This is a genomic window from Escherichia sp. KTE114 (assembly GCF_000407765.1).
Classification (GTDB): domain Bacteria; phylum Pseudomonadota; class Gammaproteobacteria; order Enterobacterales; family Enterobacteriaceae; genus Escherichia; species Escherichia ruysiae.
Genome location: NZ_KE136626.1, coordinates 790,608 through 808,323 on the forward strand (window position 1 = coordinate 790,608; position 17,716 = coordinate 808,323).

Annotated in this window: 13 protein-coding genes; 10 read left to right on the forward strand and 3 right to left on the reverse strand. The window is 48.0% G+C overall.

Annotated elements, in window-relative coordinates; genetic code table 11:
* Positions 1–22 precede the first annotated feature (22 nt).
* Positions 23–2,560 (forward strand): fimbria/pilus outer membrane usher protein, encoded by a 2,538-nt coding sequence (locus WC5_RS16765; protein ID WP_016231491.1) that lies wholly within the window; start codon positions 23–25, stop codon positions 2,558–2,560.
* A gap of 109 nt (positions 2,561–2,669) precedes the next feature.
* Here WC5_RS16765 and WC5_RS16760 read toward each other — a convergent pair whose 3' ends face one another.
* Positions 2,670–2,942 carry a GNAT family N-acetyltransferase gene (locus WC5_RS16760; RefSeq protein WP_000405640.1) on the reverse strand — a complete coding sequence of 91 codons (273 nt, stop codon included), beginning with the start codon at positions 2,940–2,942 and terminating at the stop codon, positions 2,670–2,672.
* A gap of 11 nt (positions 2,943–2,953) precedes the next feature.
* Positions 2,954–3,184 (reverse strand): 4Fe-4S mono-cluster protein YjdI, encoded by a 231-nt coding sequence (gene yjdI / locus WC5_RS16755; protein WP_000371866.1) that lies wholly within the window; start codon positions 3,182–3,184, stop codon positions 2,954–2,956.
* A gap of 178 nt (positions 3,185–3,362) precedes the next feature.
* Between yjdI and WC5_RS16750 the strand changes: the two genes are divergently transcribed.
* The 5 genes from WC5_RS16750 to WC5_RS16730 all read left to right on the forward strand — a co-directional run bounded on the left by WC5_RS16750 (position 3,363) and on the right by WC5_RS16730 (position 10,118).
* The gene (locus tag WC5_RS16750) at positions 3,363–4,994 is read left to right on the forward strand and encodes a sensor histidine kinase (protein ID WP_016231492.1); all 1,632 of its coding nucleotides are present in this window, start codon (positions 3,363–3,365) and stop codon (positions 4,992–4,994) included.
* The gene (gene dcuR, locus WC5_RS16745) at positions 4,991–5,710 is read left to right on the forward strand and encodes a two-component system response regulator DcuR (RefSeq protein WP_000611279.1); all 720 of its coding nucleotides are present in this window, start codon (positions 4,991–4,993) and stop codon (positions 5,708–5,710) included. Before WC5_RS16750 ends, dcuR begins: the two co-directional genes overlap by 4 nt.
* A 570-nt stretch (positions 5,711–6,280) precedes the next feature.
* Entirely contained in the window at positions 6,281–7,621 is a 1,341-nt protein-coding gene (gene dcuB / locus WC5_RS16740; protein WP_000899528.1) for an anaerobic C4-dicarboxylate transporter DcuB, read from the forward strand.
* A 77-nt stretch (positions 7,622–7,698) separates the two neighbouring features.
* Positions 7,699–9,345, forward strand: a complete 1,647-nt coding sequence (gene fumB / locus WC5_RS16735; protein ID WP_000066142.1) for a class I fumarate hydratase — start codon at positions 7,699–7,701, stop codon at positions 9,343–9,345.
* Positions 9,346–9,467: 122 nt separating this feature from the next.
* The gene (locus tag WC5_RS16730; protein WP_000198758.1) at positions 9,468–10,118 is read left to right on the forward strand and encodes a DUF2238 domain-containing protein; all 651 of its coding nucleotides are present in this window, start codon (positions 9,468–9,470) and stop codon (positions 10,116–10,118) included.
* Here WC5_RS16730 and melA read toward each other — a convergent pair.
* Positions 10,115–11,470, reverse strand: coding sequence for an alpha-galactosidase (melA, locus tag WC5_RS16725; protein ID WP_000986615.1), 1,356 nt, complete (start codon positions 11,468–11,470; stop codon positions 10,115–10,117). The genes WC5_RS16730 and melA overlap by 4 nt on opposite strands.
* Before the next feature lie 260 nt (positions 11,471–11,730).
* Here melA and melR point away from each other — a divergent pair, with 260 nt between their 5' ends.
* The 4 genes from melR to adiC all read left to right on the forward strand — a co-directional run bounded on the left by melR (position 11,731) and on the right by adiC (position 17,675).
* Positions 11,731–12,639 (forward strand): transcriptional regulator MelR, encoded by a 909-nt coding sequence (gene melR / locus WC5_RS16720; RefSeq protein WP_001090774.1) that lies wholly within the window; start codon positions 11,731–11,733, stop codon positions 12,637–12,639.
* A 197-nt stretch (positions 12,640–12,836) separates the two neighbouring features.
* Positions 12,837–15,104: an arginine decarboxylase gene (gene adiA / locus WC5_RS16715; protein ID WP_077629234.1), complete on the forward strand. Its 2,268-nt coding sequence runs from the start codon at positions 12,837–12,839 to the stop codon at positions 15,102–15,104.
* 335 nt (positions 15,105–15,439) lie between these two features.
* Positions 15,440–16,201: a DNA-binding transcriptional activator AdiY gene (adiY, locus tag WC5_RS16710; protein ID WP_001217092.1), complete on the forward strand. Its 762-nt coding sequence runs from the start codon at positions 15,440–15,442 to the stop codon at positions 16,199–16,201.
* Positions 16,202–16,337: 136 nt separating this feature from the next.
* Positions 16,338–17,675 carry an arginine/agmatine antiporter gene (adiC, locus tag WC5_RS16705; protein ID WP_000093133.1) on the forward strand — a complete coding sequence of 446 codons (1,338 nt, stop codon included), beginning with the start codon at positions 16,338–16,340 and terminating at the stop codon, positions 17,673–17,675.
* The last annotated feature ends 41 nt before the right edge of the window (positions 17,676–17,716 follow it).

Consider the following 17,716-nt stretch of genomic DNA (forward strand, 5'->3'; position numbering starts at 1 on the left):
GTCATCTTTATCGGGGGACAATTTGAAAGGTTCATTAAAAAAATCCTTATTATTGTTAAGGATCACCATCATATGTCCGGTATTCAGTTGCGCTGCCGTATCTCCCTCACCTGACAATAGTCATAGGTTCTCATTTAACCCCGATTTTTTGCAATTATCTGATGGTGATAATGCCAAAAATATCGATCTCAATTATTTTGCAAGCGCAAGCGGTGCAGCGCCAGGGAAATATACTGTTGATGTAGTTATAAATGGGGAATTAGTGGACCGTCAGATTAAGTTAGATTTTTTCGCACAGGACAATAAGCTGAACGCCAGACTGACACCTCAACAGCTGGATCGCTGGGGCGTTGATACCGGTAAGCTCTCAACATCAAAAAATACCACAACCCAACAAAATATTCTTCAGCTTATTCGAGGGGCCTCAGAAAATTTTGATACGAATAACCAAAAGCTAATATTGAATATACCACAAAGCTACCTCAAACCTCAGGATTGGTTAAGTACTCCACCCCATCTCTGGGATGAAGGTATGCCAGCACTAATGGTTAACTATCTATTTAATGGAATTAAGCAAAATAATAATGGCTACGGTAGTCGTAGTCAGTTTTTATCTCTGGACAGTTCTCTGAACCTTGGTGGATGGCGCCTTCGTCATAATGGTAACTGGTCAACAAACTCATATAATAAAGAGAGCCACTGGCAACCCGTTAGTGTTTATCTACAGCATGATTATTCTTTTCTTCAGGGAGGGCAATTTATCGTAGGTCAGACCTCAACGGATGGTGCGATATTTGACAGTTTTCCTTTTGAAGGAGCACAGTTTTCATCTGATGATGGCATGATTGCACCAGAGCTCAGCCAATATAGCCCTGTTGTCCGTGGCATTGCTTATTCTCAAGCACAGGTATCCGTCAAGCAAAACGGTGTTGTCATTTATCAAAAGAACGTCCCACCTGGACCGTTTGAATTACGTGATTTTAACCAAATATTCACTGGTGACCTGGAGGTGGAAATCCGTGAGGCAGATGGCAGTATTCGCCATTTTACTCAGGCGACAGCTGTTTTACCGGTTCTTCAACGTCAAGGACGCCTACGCTATAACCTGGCATTTGGGAAATATCGCTCAAGTTCTACTTTGAATAATGGAGTGTCTGATCCTCAGTTTGTTCAGTCTTCAGCAGCAATCGGATTACCTGATGAATATACATTTTATGGGGGTGGTATAAAAGCAGACAATTATGCAGCAGTTCTGCTTGGCCTGGGTAAATATTCAGATTTTTTGGGAGCGTTCTCCCTGGATGTCACCCATGCTCGCTCACAATTTTCGCAGAATTATAAGTCTTTAGGAAAACAGCAAGGACAGTCTTACCGTTTTATGTATTCGCGTGGTTTTGGTGAGACGAATACGACATTGAATATTACCGGCTATCGTTATGCCACACGTGGTTACTACGATTTTGATGAGTTACAACAAATTCAGAGTGGATTCGTTGATGAGAAAAATATAAACAGTTATCATCAACGTTCTCGTATATCAACAACGATAAATCAAGATCTTCAGGACTGGGGACAACTCTACCTCTCAGCAAGTAAAGATCAGTACTGGAATACTGCTGATGGATATAACTTATCTGCGAGTTATTCACTGCCATTTCGTTATATCTCGGCAATGCTGTCGCTTGGGTATAATAAAAGCCCGTACTACCACGAGGCTGATAAATCGCTGTTTTTATCTGTTTCGGTACCGCTCAACTCATTGTTGAATGGAAATAACCTGTTCTTAACCACGAATACCATTACGAATAATGGTCAGGTGCAACAACAGGTTGGATTAAACGGCTCCTCACAGGATGGTGAGTTTAACTATGCTGTGGCGCAAGGCTGGCAGAATCAGAACAGAGGAGAGTCAGGTAACATTAACCTTAACTATCGTGGACCTTATGCACAAATGAACGGCGGCTATGCCTGGCAAAAAGAGTCCAGTCAATGGACATACGGAATTAGCGGTGGTATTACGTTGCATCCACATGGATTAACCTTATCCCAGCCATTAAGTCTGGACAGTGCCAGTGCTCTGGTTCAGGCTCGTGATGCCGCCAGCGTAAGAGTATTGAACGGTTCAGGTATTTATACGGACTCGCGTGGATATGCCGTTGTCCCATATTTAAATCCCTATAACCGAAATCAAATTTCGCTTGATGTAAATAGTGTTAAGGATAATGTCGAGCTGCTAAATACAGATGTTACTGTCATCCCTGCTCGAGGAGCTTTAGTTTCCGCCCCGTTTAAAGTCAATGTCGGTAATAAAGCAATCATTACCTTAATACAGAAGAATGGCGAGCCTGTACCGTTTGGTAGTGTAGTGACATTAGATTCTGAAAACAGCATTAACAGCAGTATTGTTGCTGATCAAGGACAGGTGTATATGTCAGGGTTACCTGAAGAGGATACTCTTATTGCACAATGGGGTGAGGAGCCTTCTCAAAAGTGTAAAGTAAATTACAAATTGCAAAATAAAACAGCTAAATTCAATGAATTGACTTTACAATGCCAATAGTCTGTAGTTCTTAGATTAATAACCCCGCATGTGCGGGGTTATTTTCATACAACATATTAACAACATCATTACAGATTTGTATTACTTACGGCGGATACAAATCATCTGTTCAGCTTCGAATATCATCATACTCACGCGTTTTATCAAATTCGTGTTTTGCAAACGGGCACAGTGGGATAATTTTCCGTTTTTCCTGGCGCATTTTTTCCACGACTTTCGCTACCAGTTGTTTACCAATCCCCTGCCCTTTCAGGCTTTCATCAACATCGGTATGTTCGATAATCGCTAAATTCTCTCCGGTCGGCACAAAGACAATTTCAGCTATTTGATTTCCCTGCGCATCATTGATGTAAAATTTATTATGACCCTCACGTATTTCCATTTTCCCCTCACTTATTTATGACGGTATTTCAGCGCGCCGCTGGGGCACGTATCAATCACTTTTATTACGGTGACGACGTCTACTTCATCCGGCATGATCCACGGTTTACGTTTGAGATTAAACAGTTTGCTATTACCGCGCACACAATTACCGGAATGCTGACATATTGCGGTGTTGAAATAGACATCGACCTTTTCGCCGGTATAGCAGCGATAACCAACATCCAGTAGTTCCTGATCCATGACCTTCTCTCCCTCATAAGTATGGTTTTCGCTATAAGCATAGCTCCCGAATCGCCAGACGACACCGGAAGTTTCAGTTACCAAATCAGCTTCCCCGAATGGCCAATCCCCTTACTCCCTTTGAATTACCCGCAGCATCAGAGATAATGCTTAGGAAATTTGTCATACAAGGAAGCTGATGAGACATTCACTGCCCTGCCGCATGTTACGCAAACGTCCGATGAAACTCAGTACCACGGTGATCTTAATGGTCAGCGCAGTGCTGTTCTCGGTGCTGCTGGTAGTGCATCTGGTTTACTTCTCGCAAATCAGCGATATGACGCGTGACGGGCTGGCCAACAAGGCACTGGCCGTGGCGCGTACCCTTGCCGACTCGCCAGAAATTCGTCAGGGCTTGCAGAAAAAACCGCAGGAGAGCGGTATCCAGGACATCGCTGAAGCTGTACGTAAACGCAACGATTTGCTGTTTATTGTCGTTACCAATATGCAAAGTCTTCGCTACTCGCACCCTGAAACCCAACGCATTGGTCAGCTCTTTAAAGGGGACGATATCCTGAAGACGCTCAACGGCGAGGAAAATGTCGCTATTAATCGCGGTTTTCTGGCGCAGGCTTTACGCGTATTTACCCCTATCTACGACGAAAATCATAAGCAGATCGGCGTGGTGGCGATTGGCCTGGAGTTAAGCCGCGTAACGCAGCAGATCAATGACAGTCGCTGGAGCATTATCTGGTCAATTTTATTCGGTGTGCTGGTTGGCGGGCTGGGTACATGGATTTTAGTCAAAGTACTTAAGCGCATCCTGTTCGGCCTGGAGCCTTACGAAATCTCAACTCTGTTTGAGCAACGCCAGGCAATGCTGCAATCAATCAAGGAAGGTGTCGTTGCCGTAGACGCGCGCGGCGAGGTCACACTCATCAATGATGCTGCGCAAGAACTGCTTAATTATCACAAATCCCAGGATGACGAAAAGCTATCGACACTGAGTCAGGCATGGTCGCAGGTGGTGGATGTCTCGGAAGTATTACGTGACGGCACGCCGCGACGAGATGAAGAGGTTACCGTCAAAGATCGGCTATTACTCATCAACACCGTACCTGTACGCAGCAATGGCGTTATCATCGGAGCCATCTCTACCTTCAGGGACAAAACGGAAGTTCGTAAGCTAATGCAACGGTTGGATGGGCTGGTCAACTATGCCGACGCACTTCGTGAACGCTCCCACGAATTTATGAACAAATTACACGTGATTCTCGGATTATTACATCTGAAGAGTTATAAGCAGTTGGAAGATTACATTCTAAAAACAGCCAACAACTATCAGGAAGAGATTGGCTCTTTGCTGGGTAAAATCAAATCTCCGGTTATCGCTGGTTTTTTAATCAGCAAGATTAACCGCGCGACCGATTTAGGCCATACGCTGGTATTAAATAGTGAGAGCCAGTTGCCAGACAGCGGTAGTGAAGATCAAGTCGCAACGTTAATTACCGCACTGGGAAATCTGATAGAAAACGCGCTGGAGGCATTAGGGCAAGAACCCGGTGGTGAAATCAGCGTTACGTTGCACTACCGTCACGGCTGGCTGCACTGTGAAATTAACGATGATGGTCCGGGAATTTCCCCCGACAAAATCGATCACATTTTTGAAAAAGGTGTCTCGACAAAAGGAAGTGAACGAGGCGTCGGTCTGGCACTTGTCAAACAACAGGTTGAAAATCTCGGCGGCAGCATTGCCGTGGAATCGGAACCCGGGGTTTTCACACAATTTTTTGTCCAGTTACCCTGGGATGGGGAGAGGTCGAGCAAATGATCAATGTATTAATTATCGATGACGACGCAATGGTAGCGGAGTTGAATCGCCGATACGTGGCGCAGATCCCTGGTTTTCAATGCTGCGGAACAGCCTCGACACTGGAGAAAGCCAAAGAGATTATCTTCAACAACGAAACACCTATCGACCTGATCTTGCTCGATATCTATATGCAAAAAGAAAACGGGCTCGATTTACTGCCTGTCCTGCACAACGCTCGATGCAAAAGCGATGTGATTGTCATCTCCTCGGCTGCTGATGCCGCAACCATTAAGGATTCTCTGCATTATGGCGTCGTTGATTATCTAATCAAACCGTTCCAGGCATCACGTTTTGAAGAGGCGCTCATCGGCTGGCGACAAAAGAAAATGGCGCTGGAGAAACATCAATACTATGACCAGGCCGAGCTGGATCAGCTAATTCATGGCAACTCATCTAACGAACAGGATACCCGCCGTCTACCGAAAGGCTTAACGCCGCAGACTTTACGCACGCTGTGCCAGTGGATTGACGCTCACCAGGACTATGAATTTTCAACCGACGAGCTGGCCAACGAGGTTAACATCTCTCGCGTTTCCTGCCGCAAATATCTGATCTGGCTAGTAAATTGTCACATCTTAGTTACCAGTATCCATTATGGCGTCACCGGTCGTCCGGTTTATCGCTACCGTATTCAGGCAGAGCATTACTCATTACTGAAGCAATATTGCCAATAACGCGTTATTAGTTATCTGGAAGTAACAATTATTGCAGTAATGCAAACCAGCACTGGCACAAGTTACATCAGCCATCAGTAAAACTTGTGCCAGATCAAATATAATTATCCCTCTTCATCCCCTGCGAATTAATATCAATTCGGATAAATAGAGTTTTTAATTTCAAAACGCTAACAAAAGTTAATTAACTATTATGTCACCCGTATTATGTGTATTTTTACCCACAAATAGGTAGATCAGAATAATCTATAAACTTGATGATATCTGTCTGTAGAACAAAAATTATACCAATAAATATCAACAAGATAGAGCAAAACAGATCTTTAACACCTGCGAAACACAAACTATAACCCCATCGCCAGAGAGTATTTTCCTCTGAAAAAGTCACTTATCACAGTGCATAAATTTACCGCTGTCTGAATCAGCCAATATTCACTGTGAAGTATTTACTCAAGCCAGTAACGACCAAACGGATATTTAGTCAGTCTCTGATAACAGTTCATCCAAAACAGAATGTGGCTGTGATCTATTTGGCAAGAATTTAAATGGGATTATCGCGAGGGTTTACACATGTTATTTACCATCCAACTTATCATAATACTGATATGTCTGTTTTATGGTGCCCGAAAGGGCGGTATCGCGCTGGGTTTATTAGGCGGTATCGGCCTGGTCATTCTGGTGTTCGTCTTCCATCTTCAGCCGGGTAAACCACCGGTTGATGTCATGCTGGTCATCATCGCGGTGGTAGCGGCATCGGCGACCCTGCAAGCCTCTGGCGGCCTGGATGTTATGCTGCAAATTGCCGAAAAACTGCTGCGTCGCAATCCGAAATATGTTTCCATCGTCGCACCATTTGTCACCTGTACGCTGACCATTCTTTGCGGTACGGGTCACGTGGTTTACACCATCCTGCCGATCATCTACGACGTTGCGATTAAGAACAACATCCGTCCGGAACGCCCAATGGCGGCGAGCTCTATCGGTGCGCAGATGGGGATTATCGCCAGTCCGGTGTCGGTTGCCGTTGTATCGCTGGTCGCAATGCTGGGGAACGTAACCTTTGATGGTCGTCACCTTGAGTTCCTCGACCTGCTTGCGATTACCATCCCCTCTACCTTGTTAGGTATCCTGGCGATCGGTATTTTCAGTTGGTTCCGTGGTAAAGATCTGGACAAAGACGAAGAGTTCCAGAAATTCATCTCCGTACCGGAAAACCGTGAGTACGTTTACGGTGACACCGCCACGCTGCTGGATAAAAAACTGCCGAAAAGCAACTGGCTGGCAATGTGGATCTTCCTCGGGGCAATCGCGGTGGTCGCACTTCTTGGTGCTGATTCTGACCTGCGTCCGTCTTTTGGCGGCAAACCGCTGTCGATGGTACTGGTTATCCAGATGTTTATGCTGCTGACCGGGGCGCTGATTATTATCCTGACCAAAACCAATCCCGCGTCCATCTCAAAAAATGAAGTCTTCCGTTCCGGTATGATTGCCATCGTGGCGGTATACGGTATCGCGTGGATGGCAGAAACCATGTTCGGTGCGCATATGTCTGAAATTCAGGGCGTACTGGGCGAAATGGTGAAAGAGTATCCGTGGGCTTATGCCATTGTTCTGTTGCTGGTCTCCAAGTTTGTTAACTCCCAGGCCGCTGCACTGGCAGCAATTGTTCCGGTTGCACTGGCGATTGGCGTTGACCCGGCATACATCGTGGCTTCAGCACCGGCTTGCTATGGTTATTACATCCTGCCGACTTATCCGAGCGATCTGGCAGCGATTCAGTTTGACCGTTCCGGAACCACCCACATCGGCCGCTTCGTCATCAACCACAGCTTTATTTTGCCAGGGTTGATTGGTGTGAGCGTATCGTGCGTCTTCGGCTGGATCTTCGCTGCGATGTACGGGTTCTTGTAATTGCACTCTGCGTGCTGCCCGTCGCTGTGCGGCACGCCATTTTCGTATAACAAATACAGAGTTACAGGCTGGAAGCTATGTCAAATAAAGAGTTTATTTATCAGGCGCCTTTCCCGATGGGGAAAGACAATACCGAGTACTATCTGCTCACATCCGATTACGTTAGTGTTGCCGAATTTAACGGCGAAACCATCCTGAAGGTGGAACCTGAAGCCCTGACCTTGCTGGCGCAGCAAGCATTCCATGACGCTTCTTTCATGCTCCGCCCGGCACACCAGCAACAGGTAGCTTCTATTCTTCACGACCCTGAAGCCAGTGAAAACGATAAGTATGTGGCGCTGCAATTCTTGAGAAACTCAGAAATCGCCGCCAAAGGTGTATTGCCGACCTGCCAGGATACCGGCACCGCCATCATCGTCGGTAAAAAAGGTCAGCGAGTGTGGACCGGCGGCGGTGATGAAGAAGCCTTGTCAAAAGGTGTCTATAACACTTATATCGAAGATAACCTGCGCTATTCACAAAACGCACCGCTGGACATGTACAAAGAGGTCAACACCGGCACTAACCTGCCTGCGCAAATCGACCTGTACGCGGTAGATGGCGACGAGTACAAATTCCTCTGCGTTGCCAAAGGCGGCGGTTCTGCCAACAAAACGTATCTCTATCAGGAAACCAAAGCCCTGCTGACTCCGGGTAAACTGAAAAACTTCCTCGTTGAGAAAATGCGTACCCTCGGCACCGCAGCCTGCCCGCCGTACCATATCGCGTTTGTGATTGGCGGCACGTCTGCGGAAACCAACCTGAAAACCGTCAAGTTGGCAAGTGCTCACTATTACGATGAGCTGCCGACTGAAGGGAACGAACACGGTCAGGCGTTCCGCGATGTTCAGTTAGAACAAGAACTGCTGGAAGAGGCTCAGAAGCTCGGCCTCGGCGCGCAGTTTGGCGGTAAATACTTCGCTCACGACATCCGCGTAATCCGCCTGCCGCGTCACGGCGCATCCTGCCCGGTGGGTATGGGCGTCTCCTGCTCCGCTGACCGCAACATTAAAGCGAAAATTAACCGCGAAGGTATCTGGATAGAAAAACTGGAACACAACCCAGGTCAGTATATTCCTGAAGAGCTGCGTCAGGCGGGTGAAGGCGAAGCGGTGAAAGTCGATCTCAACCGTCCGATGAAAGAGATCCTCGCCCAGCTTTCGCAGTATCCGGTATCCACCCGCTTGTCACTCACCGGCACAATTATCGTCGGTCGTGATATTGCGCACGCCAAGCTGAAAGAATTGATCGACGCCGGTAAAGAACTGCCGCAGTACATCAAAGATCACCCGATCTACTACGCAGGTCCGGCAAAAACGCCAGCCGGTTATCCATCGGGTTCTTTAGGCCCAACCACCGCAGGCCGTATGGACTCTTACGTGGATCTGCTGCAATCCCACGGCGGCAGCATGATCATGCTGGCGAAAGGTAACCGCAGTCAGCAAGTCACCGACGCATGTCATAAACACGGCGGCTTCTACCTCGGCAGCATTGGCGGCCCGGCGGCAGTGCTGGCACAGCAGAGCATTAAGCATCTGGAATGTGTCGCTTATCCGGAACTGGGTATGGAAGCTATCTGGAAAATCGAAGTAGAAGATTTCCCGGCGTTTATCCTGGTCGATGACAAAGGCAACGACTTCTTCCAGCAAATCGTCAACAAACAGTGCGCGAACTGCACTAAGTAACTTCTTTGGCCCAGCGCCTGGCGGCATACTGCCAGGTGATCCCCCTGGGCCACCTCTTTTGCGATTGTAATTTCACGCTTGCTGGTGAATAGTCAGTATTTTCCCTGACTTGCGAACTCACCATGACCCGCACACTCAAGCCGTTAATTCTTAACACTGGCGCGCTGGCGCTGACGTTAATCCTGATTTACACCGGAATTTCGGCTCATGACAAACTCACCTGGTTGATGGAAGTGACGCCGGTAATTATTGTCGTACCGTTGCTGCTTACCACCGCCAGACGTTATCCGTTAACGCCGCTGCTCTATGCACTGATTTTCTTTCACGCCATCATCCTGATGGTCGGCGGTCAGTACACCTACGCGAAAGTCCCCATCGGTTTTGAAGTACAGGAATGGTTGGGGTTAAGCCGTAATCCGTATGACAAGCTGGGGCATTTTTTCCAGGGGCTGGTGCCTGCACTGGTGGCGCGAGAAATCCTCGTGCGTGGGATGTACGTGCGCGGACGCAAAATGGTGGCGTTTCTGGTCTGCTGCGTAGCACTGGCGATAAGCGCCATGTATGAGTTGATCGAGTGGTGGACGGCGCTGGCGATGGGTCAGGGAGCGGATGATTTTCTCGGCACCCAGGGCGACCAGTGGGACACGCAATCCGATATGTTCTGCGCGCTGCTGGGCGCATTAACTACGGTGATATTGCTTGCTCGCCTTCACTGTCGCCAGCTCCGGCGCTATGGCTTAATTACCAAAGCGCCGGAAGCGATTATCCCTTAACGATGCAACCAGCCTGGCAGCCAGTCGCCGTGGGCGGAAATCAGATCGTCAACAAGGGCATATATTTCGTCAATTCCCAACACGGCGGCAGTGTGCGGGTCCATCATCGCAGCGTGGTAAACACGGTCACGATTTTCGGTGAGAATGGCTTCGGTAAGCAGCGTCTGTACGTTAATATTGGTTTGCATCAGGGCTGCCAGATGCGACGGTAGCGTACCGACTTTGGTCGGCTGAATGCCATTTGCATCAACCAGGCAGGCCACTTCCACACAACATCCTTGCGGCAGGTTATCAATCAAGCCATCGTTACGGACGTTGCCATAAATCACGCTCGGTTCGCCGGTCCAGATAGCGTTCATGATGGTGCTGGCATATTCCCGTGACGGTTTAATATCAATCCGGGAGGCGTTCTTATACTCCTCCAGCTCTTTGTGCCAGTTCTCCAACTGCTCGACGCAGCGTTTCGGGTACTCATCCAGCGGTACTTTATAACGCTCAATCAAATCCTCACGGCCTGGCTTAATAAACCACGGCGTATATTCGGCAAAATGTTCTGACGACTCCGTGACGAAGTAGCCCAGCTTTTTGAACATTTCATAGCGCACAATATTCTGGCAGCGAGGATTACCATGAATATTCGGCTTCGGTGCCTGACCTGCGTCATACGCTGCCAGCAGTTCCGGGTAGAGATTCACGTAACTGCCGTCGGCGGTTTTGCGCTCCAGTTCCAGGTAAAACGCCATATGGTTGATACCCGCACAACGATAACGCAGCGTAGCGGGGTCAATATTGAGGTCACGCGCCAGCTCTTCCGCCGTTCCCTGCACCGAATGGCACAGCCCTACCTGTTTGATATGCGGATAGCGGGCATACATCGCCCAGGTATTCATCGCCATCGGGTTAACGTAGTTGAGCATGGTGGCATCGGGGCAGACTTCTGTCATGTCTTCGCAAATTTGCCACAGGTGCGGAATGGTACGCAGCGCGCGCATAATGCCGCCCGGCCCCAACGTATCGGCAATAGTTTGTTCCAGACCGTGGCGCTTACAGACCTCGAAATCAGTCACCGTGCAAGGTTCATAACCACCAATCTGAAATGCCACCACGACAAAATCGGCATCCTGTAAGGCTTCTTTCTGTTGCGTGTGGCAGGTGATTTTGCCGCTGGCTCCTGCTGAATCCATCAGCTTACGCACCACAATGTGCGACTCTTCCAGGCGAGTTGGATCAATATCCATCAGAGCAATATGCGCCGTTTTCAGCGCCTCGCGATGAAACACATCACCAAGAATATTTTTTACGAAAATTGTCGAACCAGCGCCGATAAAAGTAATTTTGGGTGCAGACATCATTCAGGTCTCCAGGCTTGCTTGAATGATTTCATCATGACAGGCGATTTCGCAGAAAGCCTCCGGCTTCCCGATTGAGCATTCCCAAAAACTCAGATCTGGGGTTACTTAGCAGTAAATCTGAGTTTTTGGGACTAAATTACCTAAAAAACAGAGTAATTGGCTCTTATAAAATCCTCTCTCTTTACGTTTTGTGTCGTCATTCGCAGTCATCCTCAGCCACTCATGCCATAATTCTGATAATCCAGGAAAGAGAGCCATCCATGAATACAGATACCTTTATGTGTAGCAGCGATGAAAAACAGACCCGCAGCCCGCTGTCTCTGTATTCAGAATACCAGCGGATGGAGATAGAGTTTCGTGCACCGCATGTCATGACCACCAGCCACTGGCATGGTCAGGTTGAGGTAAATGTGCCTTTCGATGGCGATGTGGAATACCTGATTAACAATGAAAAAGTGAATATCAATCAGGGGCATATCACACTGTTCTGGGCCTGTACGCCACACCAACTAACCGATACCGGAACCTGTCAGAGCATGGCGATTTTTAATCTGCCGATGCATCTGTTTCTCTCCTGGCCTCTGGATAAAGACCTTATAAACCACGTCACTCACGGCATGGTGATTAAATCGCTGGCGACACAGCAACTTAGCCCCTTTGAAGTGCGCCGCTGGCAGCAGGAATTGAACAGCCCGAATGAGCAAATCCGCCAGCTCGCCATTGATGAAATTGGCCTGATGCTCAAGCGATTTAGCCTCTCCGGCTGGGAACCGATTCTGGTCAATAAAACCTCGCGCACGCACAAAAACAGCGTCTCGCGCCATGCGCAATTTTACGTCAGCCAGATGCTGGGCTTTATTGCAGAAAACTATGACCAGGCGCTGACCATCAACGACGTGGCTGAGCACGTCAAACTAAACGCCAACTATGCGATGGGGATATTTCAGCGAGTCATGCAGTTGACGATGAAACAGTACATTACCGCGATGCGCATCAACCACGTTCGCGCGTTACTGAGCGATACCGATAAAAGTATTCTCGATATTGCCCTGACGGCAGGTTTTCGTTCGAGCAGTCGTTTTTACAGTACTTTCGCCAAATATGTCGGTATGTCGCCGCAACAATACCGCAAACTTAGCCAACAACGCCGCCAGACACTTCCCGGTTAAAAACGATATCAGTATCAGCCAAAAAAATAATTTAGCTGTCGATAATAAACATTGAAAATTAATTGAAAAATTAATATAAGCTTCTGTTTATAATAAAAAAAAATTAAAACCGCTTATTTTTCAATCGCTTTACAGCCTGAAATGCCCGGAAGATACTTGCCCGCAACGAAGATTCCTTCACAACCGGGTAAACAATGATGAAAGTATTAATTGTTGAAAGCGAGTTTCTACATCAGGACACCTGGGTCGGTAGCGCCGTTGAACGTCTGGCGAATGCCTTGAGCCAACAAAATGTTACCGTCATTAAATCAACCTCATTTGATGATGGTTTTGCCATTCTCTCTTCAAATGAAGCTATTGATTGTCTGATGTTCAGTTATCAAATGGAGCATCCAGACGAACATCAAAACGTCAGAGAATTGATCGGTAAACTTCATGAACGCCAGCAAAACGTGCCGGTATTCCTGCTAGGCGATCGGGAAAAATCAATCGCCGCGCTGGATCGCGACCTGCTGGAGCTTGTCGATGAATTCGCCTGGATTCTGGAAGATACTGCCGATTTTATTGCCGGACGCGCCATCGCCGCGATGACCCGCTACCGTCAACAGCTGTTACCGCCACTGTTCAGCGCGCTGATGAAATATAGCGACATCCATGAGTATTCCTGGGCCGCGCCGGGTCACCAGGGCGGTGTAGGGTTCACTAAAACGCCAGCCGGACGTTTCTACCATGACTATTATGGTGAAAACCTGTTCCGCACCGATATGGGTATCGAACGAACTTCTCTCGGTTCTTTGCTTGACCATACTGGCGCATTTGGCGAAAGCGAAAAATATGCCGCGCGCGTATTTGGTGCCGATCGCTCCTGGTCAGTCGTTGTCGGCACTTCAGGTTCTAACCGCACCATCATGCAAGCCTGCATGACCGATAACGACGTGGTCGTTGTTGACCGTAACTGCCACAAATCCATTGAACAAGGCTTAATGCTGACTGGCGCGAAACCGGTATACATGGTGCCAAGCCGCAACCGCTACGGTATTATCGGGCCAATCTACCCGCAGGAAATGCAGCCTGAAACCTTGCAGAAGAAAATCAGTGAAAGTCCGCTGACTAAAGACAAAGTCGGGCAAAAACCGTCTTACTGCGTGGTGACCAACTGCACCTACGACGGCGTGTGTTATAACGCCAAAGACGCGCAGGATCTGCTGGAAAAAACCTCTGACCGTCTGCATTTCGACGAAGCCTGGTATGGCTACGCACGGTTTAACCCGATCTATGCCGATCACTATGCAATGCGCGGTGAACCGGGCGATCACAATGGCCCAACCGTTTTCGCTACCCACTCCACACATAAACTGCTGAATGCGCTGTCGCAGGCGTCTTATATTCATGTACGTGAAGGTCGGGGCGCGATTAACTTCTCCCGCTTTAATCAGGCATACATGATGCATGCCACCACTTCCCCGTTATATGCCATCTGCGCATCAAACGATGTGGCTGTATCAATGATGGACGGCAACAGCGGTCTGTCACTGACTCAGGAAGTGATCGATGAAGCGGTCGATTTCCGCCAGGCAATGGCACGGTTGTATAAAGAGTTTACTGACGAAGGTAGCTGGTTCTTTAAACCGTGGAATAAAGAAGTGGTTACCGATCCGGAAACCGGCAAAACCTATGACTTTGCCGACGCGCCACGCAAACTGCTGACCACCGTTCAGGACTGCTGGGTAATGCATCCGGGCGAAAGCTGGCACGGCTTTAAAGATATCCCGGACAACTGGAGTATGCTCGACCCGATTAAAGTCAGCATCCTCGCACCGGGGATGGGTGAAGACGGTGAACTGGAAGAGACTGGCGTACCTGCCGCACTGGTTACCGCATGGCTTGGTCACCACGGCATCGTGCCAACTCGCACCACCGATTTCCAGATTATGTTCCTGTTCTCAATGGGCGTGACCCGAGGGAAATGGGGAACTCTGGTTAACACCCTCTGTTCCTTCAAACGCCACTACGACGCTAACACACCACTGGCGCAGGTGATGCCGGAACTTGTTGAACAATATCCTGACACTTACGCGAACATGGGGATTCACGATCTGGGCGACAAAATGTTTGCCTGGCTGAAAGAAAACAACCCAGGTGCACGGTTAAACGAAGCCTATTCTGGCCTGCCGGTGGCTGAAATCACTCCGCGTGAAGCGTACAACGCGATTGTCGACAACAACGTCGAGCTGGTATCCATTGAAAATCTGCCAGGACGCATTGCGGCGAACTCAGTCATCCCGTATCCGCCAGGAATCCCAATGCTGCTGTCTGGTGAAAACTTCGGCGATAAAAACAGTCCGCAGGTAAGTTATTTACGCTCGCTGCAATCCTGGGATCATCATTTCCCTGGATTTGAACACGAAACTGAAGGGACTGAAATTATTGACGGTATTTACCACGTAATGTGTGTGAAAGCGTAACCACTATTCCGCTGAAGGCGTAATTGTTTTAATAACATTACGCCGCCTGGCCTGAGGCCTTTTGAGTATGGCAACGTTTTCATAAAAATTGCTGCAAACAAAAATGTCATACTTTTTGCGCGGTCCCACCCCGCGCTTTTTTTGTTTATTATTTACCCTTCACCACTCTGTAAAAATTTTTGTACATGAGAAATTACTATAAAAATTTGTAATATTAGTAAAACACGTTATTTTTATGCATGTTTTGATTCGTCATACAATTATATAACCAGTCCCCGGTATCTCTCTATGTTGGCGAGATCCACTATTTTTCTTTGCATTTCAGGAGTACATGTATGAGGATTTGCAGCAACCAACCTTGTATAGTTTTATTAACTGAAAAAGATGTCTGGCTAAGAGTGAATGGGAAAGAGCCTATAAGTTTGAAGGCTAACCATATGGCGTTATTAAGTTGTGAAAATAATATTATCGACGTCTCCTCTCTGAATAACACTTTGATTGCGTATATTAGCCTCGACATCATCAAAGATTATCTCCGTTTTCTGAATAAAGATCTCTCGAAAATACCGGTCTGGCAACGTAGCGCCACACCGATTATTTCCCTGCCATGCCTTACACCAGAGGTGTTTCGCGTTGCGGCGCAACATAGCACAGCGCCTGCTGAAACAGAGTCGGAAAAAGAACGAACACGTGCATTATTATTCACTGTGCTCTCTCGCTTTCTCGACAGTAAAAAATTCCTTTCTCTACTTATGTATATGTTACGTAATTGTGTTAGCGACAGCGTTTATCAAATCATTGAAAGCGATATCCATAAAGACTGGAATCTTAGTATGGTAGCCAGTTGTTTATGTCTTAGCCCAAGTTTGTTAAAGAAAAAGCTGAAAAGCGAAAACACCAGTTATAGCCAAATAATAACCACCTGCCGGATGCGTTATGCTGTTAATGAATTAATGATGGATGGAAAAAATATCTCACAGGTGTCACAGTCCTGTGGCTACAACAGCACGTCTTACTTTATTTCTGTATTTAAAGACTTCTATGGCATGACGCCACTCCATTATGTTAGCCAACACAGAGAACGTTCTGTCGCCTGATTTATAACCTTTACGAAGAGATATATTAATAACGGCATCAGCGATAACCCGACTGACGATAATTCAATGCGCGAATGCAGGCGTATGATATGACGTAATTTATTGTCACGAAGCTCGCCTTCGCAGGAGTTTAATTATGTCTTCGGATGCTGATGCTCACAAAGTGGGCTTAATCCCCGTTACTCTGATGGTGTCGGGGAATATTATGGGGTCAGGTGTATTTCTGTTACCTGCAAACCTGGCCTCAACTGGCGGTATTGCCATATATGGTTGGTTGGTGACGATTATCGGTGCTTTGGCTTTATCGATGGTCTACGCCAAAATGTCGTTCCTCGATCCCAGCCCTGGCGGTTCATATGCCTACGCGCGCCGCTGTTTCGGTCCTTTTCTCGGATATCAAACCAACGTTCTCTACTGGCTGGCCTGCTGGATTGGCAATATCGCCATGGTGGTCATTGGCGTAGGATATTTGAGCTATTTCTTCCCGCTCCTCAAAGATCCGTGGGTATTAACCATCACCTGTGTAGTGGTGCTGTGGATCTTCGTTCTGCTTAATATCGTCGGTCCGAAAATGATCACCCGCGTGCAGGCCGTCGCTACCGTGTTGGCGCTGATCCCAATCGTCGGGATTGCCGTATTCGGCTGGTTCTGGTTCCACGGAGAAACCTATATGGCGGCATGGAACGTCAGCGGCCTGGGCACCTTCGGCGCGATTCAAAGCACCTTAAACGTTACGCTGTGGTCATTTATCGGGGTGGAAAGTGCGTCTGTTGCAGCGGGTGTGGTTAAAAACCCGAAACGCAACGTCCCTATCGCCACCATTGGCGGGGTATTGATTGCCGCCGTTTGCTATGTGCTCTCGACCACCGCGATTATGGGGATGATCCCCAACGCCGCACTGCGCGTTTCCGCCTCACCTTTCGGTGATGCTGCACGGATGGCGCTGGGTGATACCGCAGGGGCCATTGTCTCCTTCTGTGCGGCGGCTGGTTGCTTAGGTTCGCTGGGCGGCTGGACATTACTGGCCGGGCAAACGGCGAAAGCCGCTGCTGATGACGGTCTGTTCCCACCGATTTTTGCCCGCGTCAACAAAGCTGGCACACCGGTAGCTGGGTTGATTATCGTCGGTATCCTGATGACTATCTTCCAGTTCAGCAGCATTTCGCCAAACGCAACCAAAGAGTTCGGTCTGGTCTCTTCCGTATCGGTAATCTTTACCCTGGTGCCTTATCTTTATACCTGTGCAGCTTTACTGCTTTTAGGCCACGGTCACTTTGGTAAAGCGCGTCCGGCGTATCTGGCCATCACCACTATCGCCTTCCTTTACTGCATCTGGGCGGTGGTCGGTTCTGGCGCACAAGAGGTTATGTGGTCATTCGTCACGCTGATGGTGATCACCGCAATGTACACGCTGAACTACAACCGACTGCATAAAAACCCCTATCCTTTAGATGCACCAATAAGCAAAGATTAAGCCCCCTTAATCCAGCAAACATAAAAGCCAACCTTAAGAAC

Excerpts from the sequence above, each read along its gene's own strand:
- WC5_RS16760 (WP_000405640.1), bottom strand. The coding sequence starts at position 2,942 with ATGGAAATACGTGAGGGTCATAATAAATTTTACATCAATGATGCGCAG.
- yjdI (WP_000371866.1), bottom strand. The coding sequence starts at position 3,184 with ATGGATCAGGAACTACTGGATGTTGGTTATCGCTGCTATACCGGCGAA.
- WC5_RS16750 (WP_016231492.1), top strand. The coding sequence starts at position 3,363 with ATGAGACATTCACTGCCCTGCCGCATGTTACGCAAACGTCCGATGAAA.
- dcuR (WP_000611279.1), top strand. The coding sequence starts at position 4,991 with ATGATCAATGTATTAATTATCGATGACGACGCAATGGTAGCGGAGTTG.
- dcuB (WP_000899528.1), top strand. The coding sequence starts at position 6,281 with ATGTTATTTACCATCCAACTTATCATAATACTGATATGTCTGTTTTAT.
- fumB (WP_000066142.1), top strand. The coding sequence starts at position 7,699 with ATGTCAAATAAAGAGTTTATTTATCAGGCGCCTTTCCCGATGGGGAAA.
- WC5_RS16730 (WP_000198758.1), top strand. The coding sequence starts at position 9,468 with ATGACCCGCACACTCAAGCCGTTAATTCTTAACACTGGCGCGCTGGCG.
- melA (WP_000986615.1), bottom strand. The coding sequence starts at position 11,470 with ATGATGTCTGCACCCAAAATTACTTTTATCGGCGCTGGTTCGACAATT.
- melR (WP_001090774.1), top strand. The coding sequence starts at position 11,731 with ATGAATACAGATACCTTTATGTGTAGCAGCGATGAAAAACAGACCCGC.
- adiA (WP_077629234.1), top strand. The coding sequence starts at position 12,837 with ATGAAAGTATTAATTGTTGAAAGCGAGTTTCTACATCAGGACACCTGG.
- adiY (WP_001217092.1), top strand. The coding sequence starts at position 15,440 with ATGAGGATTTGCAGCAACCAACCTTGTATAGTTTTATTAACTGAAAAA.
- adiC (WP_000093133.1), top strand. The coding sequence starts at position 16,338 with ATGTCTTCGGATGCTGATGCTCACAAAGTGGGCTTAATCCCCGTTACT.